16 protein-coding genes and 1 pseudogene are annotated in these 17,604 nt (G+C 51.0%); 11 read left to right on the top strand and 6 right to left on the bottom strand.

Annotation, left to right across the window (positions count from 1 at the left end):
- The first annotated feature begins 189 nt into the window (after positions 1-189).
- Both obgE and proB read left to right on the top strand, forming a co-directional pair.
- Positions 190-1,296, top strand: coding sequence for a GTPase ObgE (gene obgE, locus NQD60_RS02215; protein WP_257100882.1), 1,107 nt, complete (start codon positions 190-192; stop codon positions 1,294-1,296).
- Positions 1,280-2,422 (top strand): glutamate 5-kinase, encoded by a 1,143-nt coding sequence (proB, locus tag NQD60_RS02220; protein WP_257100883.1) that lies wholly within the window; start codon positions 1,280-1,282, stop codon positions 2,420-2,422. Before obgE ends, proB begins: the two co-directional genes overlap by 17 nt.
- A gap of 95 nt (positions 2,423-2,517) precedes the next feature.
- Here the strand turns inward: proB and NQD60_RS02225 are convergent.
- Positions 2,518-2,982 (bottom strand): annotated as a pseudogene (locus NQD60_RS02225) (RNA pyrophosphohydrolase); the annotation flags it as partial.
- Positions 2,983-3,091: 109 nt separating this feature from the next.
- On the opposite strand from NQD60_RS02225, the gene NQD60_RS02230 reads away from it, so the two are divergent.
- Together NQD60_RS02230 and NQD60_RS02235 are read left to right on the top strand one after the other, a co-directional pair.
- Positions 3,092-4,870, top strand: coding sequence for a proline--tRNA ligase (locus tag NQD60_RS02230; RefSeq protein WP_257100884.1), 1,779 nt, complete (start codon positions 3,092-3,094; stop codon positions 4,868-4,870).
- 12 nt (positions 4,871-4,882) lie between these two features.
- The gene (locus NQD60_RS02235) at positions 4,883-5,479 is read left to right on the top strand and encodes a MarC family protein (RefSeq protein ID WP_257100885.1); all 597 of its coding nucleotides are present in this window, start codon (positions 4,883-4,885) and stop codon (positions 5,477-5,479) included.
- A 79-nt stretch (positions 5,480-5,558) separates the two neighbouring features.
- On the opposite strand, the gene ffh is transcribed toward NQD60_RS02235, so the two are convergent.
- Entirely contained in the window at positions 5,559-6,923 is a 1,365-nt protein-coding gene (gene ffh / locus NQD60_RS02240) for a signal recognition particle protein (protein ID WP_257100886.1), read from the bottom strand.
- Positions 6,924-6,994: 71 nt separating this feature from the next.
- Here ffh and NQD60_RS02245 point away from each other — a divergent pair, with 71 nt between their 5' ends.
- The 7 genes from NQD60_RS02245 (at position 6,995) to NQD60_RS02275 (ending at position 14,545) form a co-directional block, all read left to right on the top strand.
- Complete coding sequence (locus NQD60_RS02245; protein ID WP_257100887.1) at positions 6,995-7,876, top strand: inner membrane protein YpjD; 882 nt, start codon at positions 6,995-6,997, stop codon at positions 7,874-7,876.
- 118 nt (positions 7,877-7,994) lie between these two features.
- On the top strand, positions 7,995-8,195 hold the full coding sequence (locus tag NQD60_RS02250; protein WP_223693756.1) for a hypothetical protein: 201 nt from the start codon (positions 7,995-7,997) through the stop codon (positions 8,193-8,195).
- Between the two features lie 2 nt (positions 8,196-8,197).
- Positions 8,198-8,779: a 1,6-anhydro-N-acetylmuramyl-L-alanine amidase AmpD gene (ampD, locus tag NQD60_RS02255; protein ID WP_257100888.1), complete on the top strand. Its 582-nt coding sequence runs from the start codon at positions 8,198-8,200 to the stop codon at positions 8,777-8,779.
- A gap of 388 nt (positions 8,780-9,167) precedes the next feature.
- Positions 9,168-12,104, top strand: coding sequence for a ribonucleoside-diphosphate reductase subunit alpha (locus tag NQD60_RS02260; RefSeq protein WP_257100889.1), 2,937 nt, complete (start codon positions 9,168-9,170; stop codon positions 12,102-12,104).
- Positions 12,105-12,334: 230 nt separating this feature from the next.
- Complete coding sequence (locus tag NQD60_RS02265; protein WP_223694651.1) at positions 12,335-13,471, top strand: ribonucleotide-diphosphate reductase subunit beta; 1,137 nt, start codon at positions 12,335-12,337, stop codon at positions 13,469-13,471.
- 59 nt (positions 13,472-13,530) lie between these two features.
- On the top strand, positions 13,531-13,656 hold the full coding sequence (locus NQD60_RS02270; protein WP_257100890.1) for a hypothetical protein: 126 nt from the start codon (positions 13,531-13,533) through the stop codon (positions 13,654-13,656).
- A 133-nt stretch (positions 13,657-13,789) separates the two neighbouring features.
- Complete coding sequence (locus NQD60_RS02275; protein WP_257100891.1) at positions 13,790-14,545, top strand: histone H1-like DNA-binding protein; 756 nt, start codon at positions 13,790-13,792, stop codon at positions 14,543-14,545.
- 146 nt (positions 14,546-14,691) lie between these two features.
- Here NQD60_RS02275 and NQD60_RS02280 read toward each other — a convergent pair whose 3' ends face one another.
- The 4 genes from NQD60_RS02280 to prmA are packed head-to-tail and all read right to left on the bottom strand — an operon-like array spanning position 14,692 to position 17,593.
- Positions 14,692-15,168, bottom strand: a complete 477-nt coding sequence (locus NQD60_RS02280) for a hypothetical protein (protein ID WP_257100892.1) — start codon at positions 15,166-15,168, stop codon at positions 14,692-14,694.
- Positions 15,169-15,203: 35 nt separating this feature from the next.
- Positions 15,204-16,142: a carbohydrate kinase family protein gene (locus tag NQD60_RS02285; protein ID WP_223693766.1), complete on the bottom strand. Its 939-nt coding sequence runs from the start codon at positions 16,140-16,142 to the stop codon at positions 15,204-15,206.
- Between the two features lie 4 nt (positions 16,143-16,146).
- Complete coding sequence (gene tpx, locus NQD60_RS02290) at positions 16,147-16,647, bottom strand: thiol peroxidase (RefSeq protein WP_257100893.1); 501 nt, start codon at positions 16,645-16,647, stop codon at positions 16,147-16,149.
- A gap of 31 nt (positions 16,648-16,678) precedes the next feature.
- Entirely contained in the window at positions 16,679-17,593 is a 915-nt protein-coding gene (gene prmA / locus NQD60_RS02295) for a 50S ribosomal protein L11 methyltransferase (protein WP_257100894.1), read from the bottom strand.
- Between the last annotated feature and the right edge of the window lie 11 nt (positions 17,594-17,604).

The raw sequence follows: 17,604 nt of genomic DNA on the forward strand, positions 1-17,604 counted from the left end.
GCTCCGCCAGCAAGCGGGGCCTTTTGCGTTAATACGCTCAATATAATCAGTGGCAGGCTGCGTACTGTAGCAGATCGCTTCGCGAGGCGACGGCGGACCAAATTGTGCAAACTATGGTCAATTAGAACTACAATGGATTTGTAGCCTATTTTAGGTGAATGGGCAATTAAAGCGGGTTGAATAAACACAATGAAATTCATTGATGAAGTAAAGATAGAAGTCTTCGGTGGCGATGGCGGTAATGGCAGCGCCTCGATGCGGCGTGAGAAATTCATCCCGTTTGGCGGGCCGGATGGGGGGGACGGCGGACGGGGCGGTAGTGTCTACGCTGTTGCCGACCGCAATATTAATACTTTGATTGATTACCGCTATGCTAAAAAGCATCTGGGGGGTAGAGGCCAGAACGGACGTGGTGCCGATTGTTACGGCAAAAGCGGCGAAGATATTACGTTGCGTATGCCAGTGGGTACGATTATCACGGATCTTAACACCGGTGAAACCGTTGCAGATCTGACGGAGCACGAACAGCGCGTTACGCTTGCTCAAGGCGGGAGTGGCGGGTTAGGCAACCTCCATTTCAAATCGAGCACGAATCGCGCGCCGCGCCAAAAGACAGAAGGAAAGGAGGGCGAATGTCGGATGCTTCGCCTGGAATTGAAAATACTGGCGGATGTCGGCCTATTAGGTATGCCTAATGCGGGTAAATCGACTTTTATCGCGTCCGTTTCCAATGCTCGGCCAAAAATAGCAGACTATCCATTTACCACGCTTGCGCCTAATTTAGGCGTCGTGCGGGTCGGCCCTAGTAAAAGTTTTGTGATTGCCGATATTCCAGGTCTGATTGAGGGCGCCGCTGAAGGGGCTGGACTCGGCCATCGTTTTTTGAAGCATTTGCAGCGCACTAGCTTGTTATTGCATTTAGTTGATATGGCGCCTTTTGATGAAGGCGTTGATCCTGTTGCAGAAGCACGGGCAATTGTGAATGAGTTGCGCAAATACGATACGCAGCTTTATACCAAGCCGCGTTGGTTGGTGCTTAACAAAATCGATATGGTGCCGGATGATCTGCGCGCGGCACAGATTGCCGAGTTTGTTAAACGCTTTGGCTGGGAGGGGCCGGTGTTTGGCATTTCTGCGCTGAATGGGCAAGGTTGTGAAGCGCTGACTTATGCCGTTTATGATTACCTTGCCAAGCATGGACCCGCCGGCCTTGCTGCTGAAGCTGAGCAGTTAGCGCTGGATGCACGCTTTCGGGAGGGGCCGCCAATAGATGCCGACGATGCAGGCCCTCTCTAAGCATACCTCGCTGCCGGCGATTGCTGTCGCCAAACGCCTGGTGGTTAAGGTGGGCTCAAGCCTGGTGACCAATGACGGGCGTGGACTCGACCATGGCGTGATGCGTAGCTGGGCTGAGCAAATCGCCGGTTTGCGCAGACTCGGTAAAGAGGTCGCGCTGGTGAGTTCAGGGGCGATTGCCGAAGGGATGCAACGCCTTGGCTGGAGCTGCCGTCCGCGTGAGATTGACGAATTGCAGGCGGCAGCGGCAGTTGGCCAAGTTGGGTTGGCGCAAGCGTATGAAAGTCATTTCAATGCGTACCAGTTGCGTAGCGCGCAAATTCTTCTGACTCATGCTGATCTGGCTGAGCGCGAACGTTATTTAAACGCTCGCTCGACCCTGCTGACATTGTTGCGTCTAGGAGTGGTGCCGATTATTAATGAAAACGATACCGTCATTACCGATGAAATTAAATTTGGCGATAACGATACGCTAGGCGCTCTCGTAACCAATCTCATAGAGGCTGATGCGCTGATCATTTTGACTGACCAGCGTGGTCTGTATACCGCCGACCCGCGCCAGGGTGCAAATGCGGTTTTCGTGGCTGTGGCCGAAGCTGGAGATCCCGCCCTTGAAGTGATGGCAGGCGGCGCCGGAACGCATATTGGCCGTGGTGGCATGCTCACTAAAATACTCGCTGCTAAGCGGGCCGCGCATAGTGGGGCATGTACGGTGATTGCGAGTGGGCGCGAACCTGATGTGCTGACCCGGCTTGCAGGGGGGGAAGCAATTGGCACTCGACTGGTTGCGCGCACGGCGCGAATGGCTGCGCGTAAGCAATGGATGGCGGATCACTTACAAGTGCGCGGCCATGTTGTGATTGATGATGGCGCATGCGCTAAGCTCGCGCGGGAGGGCAAAAGTCTACTGCCAATCGGTATTGTGAAAGTACAAGGCGTGTTTGCGCGAGGCGAAGTGATTGTTTGCCTAAGTCCAGCGGGCCAAGAAGTGGCGCGAGGGCTCACCAACTATAGTAGCGCAGAAGCGCGACTCATTCAGCGCCGGCCCAGCAGCGAAATCGAGGCTGTCCTGGGTTATATGCTTGAGCCTGAGTTGATTCATCGCGACAATCTGGTTTTAAGCTAACGTTATCTAGCGCGCCAGCGGCATTAGCCGTTTTCTACTAATGCCGCTGGCGTAGTATTGATAGGCTGCTTCTCTGCGCGTACCGGCAAATGATGGACAAAGCGCGATAATTCAGTCAGCGCCAGTTGATACACCTCACGTTTAAATTCAATCACCGCCTCGCGCGGTACCCAATACTGATGCCAGCGCCAAGCATCAAATTCCGGTTGTCCTGTGGCGCGCAAGCAAATATCGCAGTCGCGGCCGACCATGCGCAGCAAAAACCAAATTTGTTTTTGCCCACGATAATGGCCACGCGCATCGCGCTTGATATATCTGTCCGGCACCTCATAACGCAGCCAGTCGCGTGTGCGGCCAAGGACTTTGACATGTTCGGGTTTTAGGCCAGTCTCTTCATATAACTCCCGATACATTGCTTGTATCGGGGTTTCGCCATATTGGATGCCGCCTTGCGGGAATTGCCACGAGTGCTCGCGTATCCGTTTGCCCCAAAACACGTCATTGCGTGCGTTTAAGAGAATGATGCCGACGTTTGGGCGAAAGCCATCGCGATCCAGCATACAACTACCCTTGAATCCTTTAAAATAGCTCGATTATAAACAATAGCGGGCGCGGTGTACGATCTTAGTCCACAGCGCCTGTTTTTTTACACCCTGCTTGGGAAACTAAATGAAGGCCTCTCGTTTTTTTATCAGCACACTTAAAGATGCGCCCGCTGACGCAGAGATTGCCAGTCACCAGCTTATGCTGCGCGCTGGTATGATTCGGCGCGTCGCCGGTGGGATTTATACTTACATGCCATTGGGGTTGCGTTCAGTGCGTAAAATCGAAGCGATTGTACGTGAGGAGATGAATCGAGCGGGGGCGCTTGAGTTGCTGATGCCAGCGGTGCAACCTGCCGAGTTATGGCAGGAATCGCAGCGTTGGACCCAATACGGACCAGAACTGCTGCGCTTGAAAGATCGGCATCAGCGTGATTTTGTGATTGGACCCACGCATGAGGAAGTAATTACTGATATTGCCCGTAAAGAAATCAAAAGTTATCGGCAAATGCCAGTCACTTTTTATCAAATTCAAACCAAATTTCGCGATGAAATCCGGCCACGTTTTGGGGTCATGCGCGGACGTGAATTTACCATGAAAGATGCCTATTCCTTTGATCCGGATAATGCGGGTTTAGAGCGCTCATATCAGCAAATGTATGATGCTTATGGACGCATTTTTAAGCGACTTGGTCTCGTGTTTCGTGCAGTGGCGGCTGATAATGGGTCAATCGGCGGTTCTGGCTCGCATGAATTCCATGTGATTGCGGATACGGGAGAAGACGCCATTGCTTATTGTCCTGCCTCAGACTATGCCGCCAACGTTGAAGCTGCTGATGCACTGCCATTGATTGAACAACGTGTCGAGCCGCAAGCGGCACTGACCAAGGTGGCTACGCCGGACGCCGAGAAATGCGAAAGGGTCGCAGCACTCCTTGGCGTTTCGCTTGAGCATACAGTTAAATCGATCGTCCTGGCGATTGATGCTAACGCGGAGGTTGACGCTAGTCCACTCACACATCATGGTAGTGGCAGCTCTATGCCGCAGATTTGGTTGCTGCTATTGCGTGGTGACCATACGCTCAATGAAGTTAAATTAGGCAAACTTCCGGGTGCCACCGGCTACCGTTTGGCCAGTGAAGCAGAAATTATTGAATGGTTTGGCACCCGACCGGGTTATTTGGGCCCGATAGGTACGCAAAAGCCGGTCAAAGTATTCGCTGATCGGACTGTAGCTAAGATGAGCGATTTTATTGTGGGTGCGAACGAGGCGGGTTTTCATCTGACGGGAGTGAATTGGGGGCGCGATTTGCCGGAGCCGGTGGTGGCTGACCTGCGTAATGTAGTTGCTGGAGACCCTTCACCTGATGGTAAGGGAGCATTGGCCATTTGCCGGGGGATTGAAGTGGGCCATGTATTTCAACTTGGCACGCGTTATTCGCAAGCATTAGGCGCGACCTATCTTGATGAGTCGGGCAAGGCGCAGCCAATGGTGATGGGATGTTACGGCATTGGCATTACCCGCATTCTTGGGGCGGCAATTGAGCAGAATTTTGATGAACGTGGCATCATTTGGCCTGAGGCGATTGCACCGTTCGAGGTCGTTATATGCCCGATTGGCTATGAGCGTAGTGAAACGGTGCGAATGGCGGCGCAAGGTTTATACGCGGAGTTGCTTGAGATGGGAATCGATGTGATCTTGGATGATCGTGGCGAGCGTCCAGGGGTGATGTTTGCTGATTGGGAGCTGATTGGCGTACCGCACCGGCTAGTGATTAGCGAGCGAGGCCTTAAAGAGCGTCAGTTTGAATATCAAGGACGTCGGGATGCTCAGCCGACCTTAGTGGATGTGACGGCTGCGCCAGCATTCATCTCAGCTAAAATTCACGCAGCATTTGAAAATTAAAGGAAAAGTATTGTGCAATATGATTTTATAACAGCGACCATTTTATTGCTTTTGATTATTGATCCGCTTGGCAATATTCCTATTTGCATTAATGCGCTCCGCAATGTCGCCGCCGAACGGCGCGTCTGGGTGGTGCTGCGCGAAGTGGGGATTGCTTTTGTGACGTTGTTGATCTTTATGCTGATGGGCGAGCATTTTTTGCGTCTGATGCACTTGACTGATACATCGTTGCAACTTGCGGGCGCCATTATCCTTTTCATCATTGCTCTGCGGATGGTTTTTCCAGCCGCGGATGACCCAATGACCGCTGAAATCATCGGTGAGCCGTTGATTGTGCCACTCGCGATTCCTGCGTTAGCGGGACCATCGGCAATGGCGACGGTGATGCTGCTTTCTTCGCAAGGGCCCGGGCAGACTATGGAGTGGATTGGTGCGCTGACTGTCACGATGGGGGTTTGTGCATTTGTGTTGATTTTGGCAGATCGCATTCAGCGCTTTCTCGGTCCGCGCGCGGTGATCGCCATTGAACGCTTGATGGGGTTAGTATTAATTGCGATTTCGGTTGAAATGCTGCTGGCCGGAACGCGTGCGTTTATTCGTCAGCTTTGATGCAGTCATGCCTGGTAGCCGCCCCGCTCTTTTTAGGGGGGGCGGTATTGAGGGTAGATTCCGCAGTAACTTGAGGGACTTAGCGCATACCTGGCATCATGCCTTTTAGGCCACGCATCATGTTCGCCACGTTACCCCCTTTGAGCTTTTTCATCATCGTGCGCATTTGATCGAATTGCGACAGCATTCGATTGAGTTCTTGCACCTGGACCCCCGCGCCGGCAGCGACCCGGCGTTTGCGGCTGGCTTTAAGGAGCTCCGGTTTTTTGCGCTCAAGGGGCGTCATGGCGTTAATCATGCCTTCCATGCGGCGTATTTGGCCTTCGGCTTGATTCATCTTCAGCGGGTTGCTGGCTGCCTGAAATTGTGCGGGTAATTTATCAAGCAGTGATGAGAGGCCACCCATGTTTTTCATTTGCGAGAGCTGCGTCTTAAAGTCATCGAGATTAAAGTCCCCCTTTTTGACCTTATTGGCGAGTTGCTGTGCGGCCTGTATATCAACTTTATGTTGCGCTTGCTCGACAAGAGAGAATAGATCACCCATGCCGAGAATCCGGCTGGCCATGCGGCTCGGGTGAAACACCTCGAGACCGTCAAGTTTTTCACCTACGCCCACAAATTTAATCGGCCGGCCTGTAATATGACGCACTGATAAAGCCGCGCCACCGCGTGCATCGCCATCGAGCTTGGTTAATACAATACCCGTCAGTGGCAGCGTGGCACTGAAGGCTTGGGCACTATTCACTGCGTCTTGCCCGAGCATGGCATCGACCACAAACAGAGTTTCAGCGGGGTTTAATGCGCTGTGTAACGCTGCAATTTCTTGCATCATAGCTTCGTCGATACCCAGGCGGCCGGCGGTGTCGACGATTAATACATCATGGTAGTGGCGTTGTGCCCAATCGAGTGCTGCCTGCGCGATTTCAAGCACGGATTGTTCGGGCTGCGAAGGAAAAAAGTCAGCCTTGGCCTGTTCGGTCACCGTTTTGAGCTGAGCAATGGCAGCTGGGCGATAGATGTCGCATGAAACAGTCAGTACCTTTTTTTTCTGTTTTTCGCGCAAAAACTTGGCAAGTTTACCCACGGTGGTGGTTTTGCCCGCACCTTGCAAGCCTGCCATTAAAATGATCGCAGGCGCTTTAACCGCCAGCTGTAATTCGGCGGCTTGGCCTGCATAATCGCCGCCCATGACGGCGGTGAGTTCGCGCTGGACAACGCCGATTAACGCTTGGCCTGGCGTCAAGTTGCCGATAACCTCTTCGCCGAGGGCTTTTTCTTTTATGCTGGTAGTCAATGCGCGCACAACCGGTAGCGCGACATCTGCTTCGAGCAAAGCCAGGCGCACCTCGCGCAGCATTTGCTGTGTATTGGCTTCAGTTAAACGGGCTTCGCCGCGCAGCGTTTTGACGATGCGCGCCATGCGCTGAGTTAGAGTATCAAACATAGAAATAGTGAATGAGCTGTAGTTTTACAAACAACTTTTGAGAAATCAGGGACTCAGGGTAAACTAAGGTTATGACTATTGTACTGTACCTGTTGACGGCGGCGCTCTACGGTGGCTTGGCATCTGTAGCTTGGTACCAGCGCTGGCGGGGAGGTTTCGCGATTAATTATAGTGGCTTGCCGGCGCAGCCACGTTTGGGCTGGAACCGTTTATGGCTTGCGGGCGCACTCCTCTCGCATGGGGGATTACTGTATATCACCATCTTTTTGCCGGATGCGATGATTTTTGGTTTTGCCTTTGCTTTATCAGCAATGCTGTGGCTTAGCATTGGCATTTACTGGCTTGAAAGTTTTTTCTTTGAGTTAGAGGGTTTAAGTTTATTGGCCTTGCCACTGGCTTGTGTCGCCTCGTTATTGCCTCTTGCATTTGGTGGCGTGCAGTTACTGCCCTATGCCGCCAATCTGCTTTTTAAATTTCATTTTGTGATGGCGAACGTCGCTTACGGCTTGTTGGCCCTGATGGCTTTGCATGCACTGCTGATGTTACTGGTTGAGCGTAGATTGCATCGTGTTGTGGGCCAGTCTATGCAGCACGCGGCGCTAGAACAAAACTGCTTAGGCCGCTGGCTGGATTCGTTGCCGCCATTGCTCACGCTGGAAAAATTGCTATTTCGTTTAATCGGCGCCGGTTTTGTCTTACTAACGTTGGCCCTGGTTTCAGGGATTCTTTTTAGTGAGCAGTTATTTGACCGCGCTTTGCGCTTTGATCACAAAACGGTCTTTGCTGGTTTGTCATGGATCATGTTTGGCGCAGTCTTACTGGGTCGGAAATTTTATGGTTGGCGTGGCCGCACCGCTTTACGCTGGGTATTGGCCGCCTTTATGGTGCTTTTGCTGGCTTATGTGGGGAGCCATTTCGTGTTTGAAGTGCTGTTGCGGCGCCCAGCTCTTTAAAAGACTGTTGCAAAACAGTAGAGTTTAAATGCAGGATTAGAAAAGTGGCTTATTTATGCGTCGAATTCTTCTTTATATAGTTTTGTATCTGCTTGGCAGGACCCTTTGGCGGCGTGCGATGCGCTATCTTAATCTCGATCCGTACGATCCAAAGCACCGGCCTCATGCTCACTCTGACTCAGGCGTTGAGCGTGTGGTGCGCTGCGCCGAATGCGGTGTATATGTCCCTGCGGTCGAAATACAGCACGCTCATGGCAAGTCATTTTGCACTATGGCGCACGCTCGGCGCTATGCACAGGCCGCAGGGCGCAAGCGGTAAATATGCGACTGATGATTGATGAGTCTGGCTGGATTGAGGCCGTATCTCCACAAAAGTCTCCTAATTTTAATGCGCGGCCGATTGGTATTACGCCGACGCTGATTGTGATACACAATATTAGTTTGCCGCCAGGTGAATTTGGTGGGCCACAAGTGGCTGAGTTCTTTTGTAATCGACTTGATTTTGATGCGCATTCATATTACGGCGAGATACGGCGGCTGCAGGTATCTGCTCATTTTTTGATTCGGCGTAATGGCGACTTGCAGCAATTTGTCTCTTGCGATGACCGCGCTTGGCATGCGGGAGCCTCCAATTTTTTCGGGCGTGAAGGGTGCAATGATTTTTCGATTGGGATTGAACTTGAAGGGGTCGACATGGTCCCATTTGAAGCCACTCAATATCTTAAGCTTGCAGAACTGATTAAAGCCCTCATGGATCGCTATCCAATTGGCGCCCTGGTTGGGCATGAGGATATTGCTCTTGGGCGAAAAACTGACCCAGGCCCCCATTTTGATTGGCAGCGTTTGCGTGTTTTGAGCGGGCTTGCTGAAGTTTATTTTCCTTACCAAGGGCCCAGGGCGTGAGTTAATGCACGAGCGGTGCAGAGAGCGCTAGCGGAGTAAGCTTGTGGTGCATAGTTTAGTATGTTTGTAGCGCGAATTCACAAAAGTCAAGGGTGTAAATAAAAAATAAAGCAGTGTTCAGTGCCTCATAAATTCACTATACTTGGTATCCGATGTTTTATTCAACACTATATCTTGTGGTCTGCACTCTTTTAGTGACAATGCAATATGCTCAAGCACAGCGTGCAAAGTTTGACGGCAAACAGGGTGCGAATCAGTGCTAGGCTCGTCTTGTGTTCATTTTCCCAGCCCTATTCGTAGACGTAAACGCGCATAGCTTTGAAGACAATTTCTTATTTTCAGCCGCGGTTTTGCCGCGCCTTCATCAAATAGACTAGGAGTTTTGCCGATGCAAACCACCGCATATAAGGCCCCGGCCGAAGAGAGCGCGCCGATTGGCCGCCCCGTTATCAAGCAAGATGACCCCCATAGTAAAAATGCTGCGTCGGCTTTGGCTACGCAGACAGACACGTTGGCTGACTATAAAGTGATCCGCCGTAATGGCGCAGTGGTGATATTTGAGCCTTCTAAAATAGAAGTTGCCATGACGAAGGCTTTTTTGGCGGTTAATGGAGGGCAAGGCGCTGTTTCAACTCGTGTACGCGAACAAGTCGCTCAGTTCACACAACATGTAGTGCATGCGCTTATGCGTAGCCGTCCTGCTGGCGGCACGTTTCATATTGAAGACATTCAAGATCAAGTTGAGCTTGCGTTAATGCGCGCCGGCGAGCATAACGTCGCACGCGCCTATGTGTTGTATCGAGAAAAACGCGCTCAAGAGCGTGCGTTGAGTGATCAGGCGCAGCCAACTCTAGAGGGCGTGATCCAGGTGACCGATGGGCCACTGATGCGGCCGCTTGATTTATCTGCACTTAATGCGCTGATTGTCAGCGCGTGCGAGGGTTTAGGCAGCGCGGTGCAAGCCGAGCCGATTGTGACTGAAACGATTAAAAATCTTTACCATGGGGTGCCGATTAGTCAAGTCTACGATTCAGCCATTCTTGCTGCGCGTACGATGATTGAGCAAGATCCGGCCTACAGTCAGGTAACGGCGCGTATTTTGCTGCACACGATGCGCCGCGAAGTGCTTGCGGAAGAAGTCGCGCCAGCAGAAATGGCCACTCGCTATGCTGAATATTTCCCGCAATTTATTAAACGGGGTATCGCAGCTGAACTGCTTGATGACAAGTTATTGCAGTTCGATCTAGAAAAACTAGGCGCAGCGCTTGACGCCAGCCGCGATTTGCAATTTGGTTATCTTGGCTTGCAAACCCTCTATGATCGTTACTTTCTGCATCATGAGGGACAGCGGATTGAACTGCCGCAAGCCTTTTTTATGCGGGTGGCGATGGGGCTTGCACTGAATGAAGCCGATCGTGAAGCGTGCGCCATTGAGTTTTACCAGGTGCTGTCAAAATTCGATTTCATGAGTTCAACCCCAACCTTATTTAATTCTGGCACGCGTCGCGCGCAATTGTCGTCATGTTATTTGACAACGGTGGACGATGATCTGGAAGGTATTTATGAGGCATTAAAAGAAAATGCGCTATTGTCAAAATTTGCCGGCGGCTTGGGCAATGATTGGACGCAGGTACGCGCGCTAGGCTCGCATATCAAAGGTACAAATGGTAAGTCGCAAGGGGTCGTGCCTTTTCTAAAGGTGGTCAACGACACCGCGGTTGCTGTCAATCAAGGCGGCAAACGTAAAGGCGCGGTATGCGCTTATCTGGAAACATGGCATTTAGATATTGAGGAATTTCTCGAGTTGCGCAAAAACACGGGGGATGATCGTCGCCGCACGCACGATATGAATACGGCCAACTGGATTCCCGATCTCTTTATGAAGCGCGTGAATGAAGGCGCAGATTGGACCTTGTTTTCCCCTTCAAGCTGCCCGGATTTGCACGATAAATTTGGCGCTGAATTTGAAACTGCTTACGTAGGCTATGAAGAGAAGGCTGCGCGTGGCGAGATTACGCTCTTTAAGAAAGTATCCGCTGCTCAGTTGTGGCGCAAAATGCTGGGCATGCTGTTTGAAACCGGTCACCCTTGGATTACATTCAAAGATCCGTGCAATATCCGCTCCCCGCAGCAGCATGTGGGGGTCGTGCATTCGTCGAATTTGTGTACGGAAATTACGCTCAATACTAATGAGAGTGAAATCGCAGTATGTAATTTGGGCTCAGTCAATTTGGTTGCACACCTCAGCCAGCAGGCAGATGGCAGCTTAGCGCTTGATCACGTTAAGCTGAAAAAGACCATTCAAACGGCGATGCGCATGCTCGACAATGTGATTGATATCAATTATTACGCTGTGCAAAAGGCGCGCCATTCAAATTTGAAGCATCGGCCAGTAGGGCTGGGCATTATGGGTTTCCAAGATTGCTTGCATTTATTGCGCTATCCCTATGCTTCGCAGGCTGCAGTTGAATTTGCTGATCGTTCGATGGAAACCGTGTGTTATTACGCATATTGGGCTTCGACTGAATTGGCCGCTGAGCGCGGTTGCTACTCAACCTATCAGGGCTCGTTGTGGGAGCGAGGGATTTTGCCGCAAGACACACTGAAACTTCTGGCTGATGCACGTGGCGGTTATGTCGAGGTGGATCAAACCAGCTCGCTTGACTGGGATGTGTTGCGCAGCCGCATTGCTCAACACGGCATGCGCAATTCGAATTGCGTCGCGATTGCACCAACCGCCACCATTTCAAACATCATTGGGGTATCGGCATGTATTGAGCCGACCTTCCAAAATCTCTATGTGAAATCGAACCTATCGGGTGAGTTCACCATGGTGAACGATTATCTGGTGCGCGATTTGAAAGCGCGTGGCTTGTGGGATGAAGTGATGGTAGCCGATCTGAAATATTTCGATGGCATGTTGACTCGTATCGACCGAATTCCGGCTGAGTTGCGCGCGCTGTACGCAACCGCTTTTGAAATCGACCCTAAATGGTTAGTTGAAGCAGCCTCTCGTCGGCAGAAATGGATTGATCAAGCGCAATCGTTAAATATTTATATGGCGGGTGTTTCTGGTAAGCGGCTGGATGAGATTTATCGGCTCGCTTGGGTGCGCGGCTTAAAGACCACGTATTATCTGCGTACGATGGCCGCTACCCATGTTGAGAAATCGACAGTGGCGCATGGCGCACTAAACGCCGTGTCAGCTTTGGCGCCTGACAGTACTGACCTGAATAGTCTCGCACAAGCGGAGCAAGAGTCAGCTCCAGTGTGCATGCTGCGGCCGGGTGATGCGGATTTTGATTCGTGTGAAGCTTGCCAATAAGAAACGGCGCGCGCATCTTTTTTGATGCGTGCTAAGCCTCTCAATTAAGAACAAGCAAGCGGCATCGATCGATGTTTAAGATTGAATTCGATGCGCTGGGCGCGCGCTTAAGTGACTCGAAGTGTTGTATGCAGGTTGCATACAACACTAAAAAAGCGCTTTTCACAACTGAACTCTTTTATCCCTTGTGAAAAGATGGTACAAACCGATTTATATCGATGGTGAAATTTATGCTCAACTGGGACGAAGACATTACAGCTGAAACTCCCGCAAGTGGCGCACAGCACTCTTTCTCGCCTGAGTCCTCTGGACCTGTGCTTGACAGCGTGACTCGCCAACCTGATCAAGAGGCGCGCGTAAAAGCCGCGGACAAGCGCATCATTAACGGCAAAACCGATGTGAATCAATTGGTTCCGTTTAAATATAAATGGGCGTGGGAAAAGTATTTGTCTGGTTGCGCGAATCACTGGATGCCGCAAGAAATTAATATGTCGCGCGATATCGCGCTGTGGAAAGATCCGAATGGCCTGACTGAGGATGAGCGCCGAGTCGTTAAGCGCAATCTCGGATTTTTCGTCACGGCAGATTCGTTGGCGGCGAATAACATTGTCCTGGGGACATATCGTCATATTACAGCGCCTGAGTGTCGGCAATATCTATTGCGCCAGGCGTTTGAAGAGGCGATTCATACCCATGCGTATCAATATATTGTTGAATCGCTGGGCTTAGACGAAGGTGAAATCTTCAATGCTTACCATGAGGTTCCATCGATCCGTGCGAAGGATGAATTCCTGATTCCGTTCATTCATACATTGACCGATCCTGCTTTTAAGACCGGCACGCCAGCCGCAGATCAAGCTTTGCTGAAATCGCTGATCATGTTTGCGTGCGTGATGGAAGGGCTATTCTTTTATGTTGGCTTTACGCAGATCTTAGCGCTGGGCCGACAAAACAAGATGACTGGCGCGGCTGAGCAATATCAATACATTTTGCGCGACGAATCATTGCATTGTAATTTTGGCATTGATTTGATCAACCAAATCAAACTCGAAAATCCGCACTTATGGACTTCTGAATTTCGCGAGGAAATTCGCGAGTTGTTCAAAACAGCGGTCGATCTTGAATACCGTTACGCTGAAGATACGATGCCGCGCGGCGTGCTTGGATTGAATGCATCAATGTTTAAAGGCTACTTGCGTTTTATTTGTAATCGGCGTTGTTCCCAAATTGGCCTTGAGCAGCTTTTTCCAAAAGAAGAGAATCCTTTTCCGTGGATGAGTGAGATGATTGACTTAAAGAAAGAGCGTAATTTTTTTGAGACGCGAGTTATTGAGTATCAAACTGGCGGCGCGCTCAATTGGGAATAGTGACGACAGACAAGATGATGATAAGTCTGGCAAATTACACCTTCTTTAAAGACTATTCTATGAAAAAAATCACGCGGTTTTGCCGTGATTTTTTTCAGCAATGGCCGGCCTGGGTGTCGGCGTTTTTTTGGCATGTACAGTACTCAAAAGAGGGCGTATATGTGTTGCCGTATTCATTAGCGTAAGCCAAATATGAAGCGTACGCCGATGAATGGTTCGTTTTTCGCGAGTGCAGATAAGCCATGCACTTGCGAAAGGCGGACCTCGACCAAGGGTGTTGTTTGTTCGATTCTTATCTGAAACTTGAAGGAGTAAATAATGGTTACTGCTAAAAAGAAACCTGCTGTAAAGAAAGACACGGCTAAACCCGTAGTAAAGAAAGCTGCTGTGAAGAAAACGACTACAGCTCAAAAAGCTACTGCTAAGAAAAGTGTAGTGAAGAAAGCCCCAGCCAAGAAAGTTGTCGCTCAAAAGACCGCTGTAAAAAAAGTAGCGGCGAAGAAGGTAGCCGCGAAAAAGGCTCCGGTCAAGAAAGTGGCAGCTAAAAAAGTCGTAGCGAAGAAAGCAGTGGCAAAAAAAACGGTAGCCAAGAAAGCCGTGGCGAAAAAAGTGCCAGCTAAGAAAGTTGTCGCTAAAAAGGTTGCTGTGAAAAAAGTCGCAGCGAAAAAAACGCCAGTAAAAAAAGTAGTAGCCAAAAAAGCAGTGGCTAAAAAGGTCGTGGCTAAAAAAGCCGTAGTCAAAAAAGTGGCTACAGTTAAAAAGACTGTAGCAAAGCAAGCTACCGTGGCCAAAAAAGCCGTAGTTAAAAAAGTGGCTGCAGTTAAAAAGACTGTAGCAAAGAAAGCTACCGTGGCTAAAAAAGCCGTAGTCAAAAAAGTGGCTGCAGTCAAAAAGGCTGCAGCAAAGAAAGCTACCCCAGTAAAAAAAGCCGAGTCGGCAAAAAAGCCATCCTCGGCGATCACTAAACCAGCGGTAACAACGCCCGTGACAATCCCATCAAGCTCTACATCGGGTGTCAAAACCGCGTTGAATCCGGCGGCTGCTTGGCCGTTCCCAACCGGCAGCCGGCCGTAACTTTAGCGCCGGTAGGTGTAAGTTGATATGTAGGCGGCTCGCTGCATCGATTGATCGGGTTCTGACTCGATCCTATATCCCGCTGATCTGCATTTGCCAGACAGCGGGATATTTTCTTGATTTAAAGCAATCAAGAAAATGGCTGATTAGTGGGTGACGCGAGTGATCCCGCTACCTGACACTAAACGTACCCGCTCACCGGCTCGGAATATTTCTTGTGTAGCTTCCTGAGTAATTGCGCGTACCTCACCGTTGTCAAGACGTACCGTGATTTCTAGCCCACTACGCTTGGCGATTCCCCCTTCAATGGCATCGCCCGCAACGACACCGCCAAGGCCTCCCACGATACCGGTCAGCAGTGCGCCGCGTCCGCCACCAATGGTGCTACCCGCAATTGCACCTAAAGCACCACCACCGAGCGCGCCTAGGCCGCTTGGCTGGCCATTGTCTGCTTGGATTTTAACCGCGCGTACGCTGGCAATGGTACCTAAGCGCACTGTTTGTTCACGCCGCGCTTGGTTCGCCGTGTAGACATTAGCTGAACTGCTCTGTAGTGCGCAGCCTTGTAATGCAAAAGCGCTGGCCAGCAAGACAGTGGCTGTAACGCGAATCATCTTATCCATACATTTCTCCAAAAAATGACTGTAGGCTGCCGCCATTACTGTAAGCTGTAAGAAAATGTTTGTTTGAAAGATTGATGGATGGTATCCCGTCGATGAGGATAGTTTTGCGGACCTTGGTGGGCAATTTGGATTGAACCCATTAAATTCGCTAGGCGACCGGTTGTGGCCCAATCTAAGCCGTGTTCGAGGCCATAGAGTAAGCCACCTCGGAAGGCATCGCCGCATCCGGTTGGATCAATGACCTGCTCAACCGGAACGGCAGGAATGGTGGTCGTACTACCATCATGGTGAATTAAGACGCCATGCTCTCCACGGGTAATGATCAGTGCCTTAACCCGCTCGACAATCTGTGCAATTGACCAGCCGGTTTTATTGCTCAATAGCTCTGCCTCATAGTCATTGACGGTGACATAGGTGGCAAGCTCGATCATTTTTTTTAGCTCGGCGCCTTGGAACAGGGGCAGCCCTTGGCCGGGATCGAAAATAAACGGAATATTAGCTGCTGCAAATTGTTCCGTATGCTGGCGCATGGCATCGCCGCCGTCTGGTGAGACGATACCCAGGGTGATATTCTGGGTTTGGCTCACGTGGTTGACGTGTGCCTGTAACATCGCACCTGCATGAAAGGTTGTGATCTGGTTGTTTTCAAGGTCAGTGGTGACCATCGCTTGCGCCGTATACATCTCAGGTATCACGCGCAAATAATCAGTCGGTAATTTGAGCTTAGCTAGATGGGCGAGATAGTCTTGTGCATCTATTTCACCCAGTGTACCCATGATGTATGGTGTACCTCCGAGAGTGTTCAGGCTGTAAGCAATATTACCTGCACAGCCGCCAAATTCACGGCGCATGGTGGGTACCAGAAAGCTGATATTCAGGATGTGCGCCTGTTCACGTAAAATGTGCTCGCTAAAACGCCCCTCAAAGGTCATTAATGTGTCATAGGCGAGTGAACCGCAGATGAGTGTACTCATGGCCTTACCTCAGCACGGCAAGCGCGGCTTCATAATTAGGCTCGTGCTTGATTTCGGACACACGTTCTGCATGTAGAACTTGATCGTTTTCATCAAGCACCAATACTGCGCGTGCCGTCAGGCCAGCGAGTGGCGAGCTGGTTATCTCAACCCCATAATGTTTGGCAAACTCAGGGTGGCGAAAAGTTGACAGCGTAACTAGATGGTCAATCCCTTCGGTGGTGCAAAAGCGTGCTGCTGCAAACGGCAGATCGGCTGAGATGACCAGGACCACCGTATTATTAAGCTGGCTGGCAGCCTGATTGAAGGCACGCGTGGAGGTCGCGCAAACCGGGGTATCCAAGCTCGGCACAATATTTAAGACCTTGCGTTTACCCGCAAAATCAGTCAGTTTAACTTCAGCCAAATCTTTGCCGGTGAGGGTAAAAGATGGCGCGGTTTGATGAAGTGTTGGGAAGGTGCCGCTGAGATTGACGGGCGTGCCGCCGAGGGTAACTGTAGACATTGTAATTCCTATCAAAGGTTAAAAATGACTTTCAGAGTGGCCGCTGACCGGTCAAGCACACCCAGCCTTCCTCGGCGCGCCAAACCGATAATTTAAGCCAAGGCGCATAGGTGTGTATCAGTTCGTCTGCCTGGCGCTCAAGGATACCAGAAAGCGCAAGTTGACCGCCTGGGCGTATTTTTGCACATAACATTGAGGCCATCAATTTAAGTGGATTCGCCAAAATATTGGCGACAACGAGATCGAATTGCCCGCTTTCACCATCATCGGGGGACTGATAGGCGACTTCTGCCAAGTTCTGTTCGCTATTGCGGCGCGCCGCGGTAATTGCTTGTGGATCGATATCAATGCCAAGGACATGCGTTGCGCCACATTTCTTAGCGAGAATAGCCAAGATGCCGGAGCCGCAGCCGTAATCGAGCACCGAGTGGCTCGCAGTGACGGTTGCTTCAAGCCATTCCATGCATAGCTTCGTCGTGGGGTGGCTGCCGGTGCCAAAGGCAAGCCCCGGATCTAACGCGAGTATCAGCGCATCTTGAGGCGCTTCTGGGGGCAGCAGATGCCAGGAAGGGACGACCCAGATGCGCTGGCCGATCGGGATCGGCTCGAATTGCGCTTGGGTGAGCTGAACCCAGTCTTGATTCGGCACTTCACGCACATGATAGGGCGGCAGCGAGGTTAGACCAAGCTCATTGGCTGCCGCGCCGAGCAAAAGCGCGGGCTCTTGCGAGCCGGCAATCAGCACGCTGAGCCGCGAAAGTTGCCACGCGGCATGAGGCGGCTCATGACCGGGCTCGCCAAAAAGTGGCTGCTCATCAAGCGTATCGGCTTGCGCATCTTCAAGCGATACCGATAGGGCGCCTAATTCGAGCAGGATATCGGAGAGCGCTTGCGCATCCGCTCGAGTAAGCTCGACTACGAGTTCACGATAGCTTGGCGTATTCATGCTGTTTGGTT

Origin of the sequence: Mycoavidus sp. SF9855, from assembly GCF_024582735.1 — a bacterium.
GTDB lineage: Bacteria > Pseudomonadota > Gammaproteobacteria > Burkholderiales > Burkholderiaceae > Mycoavidus.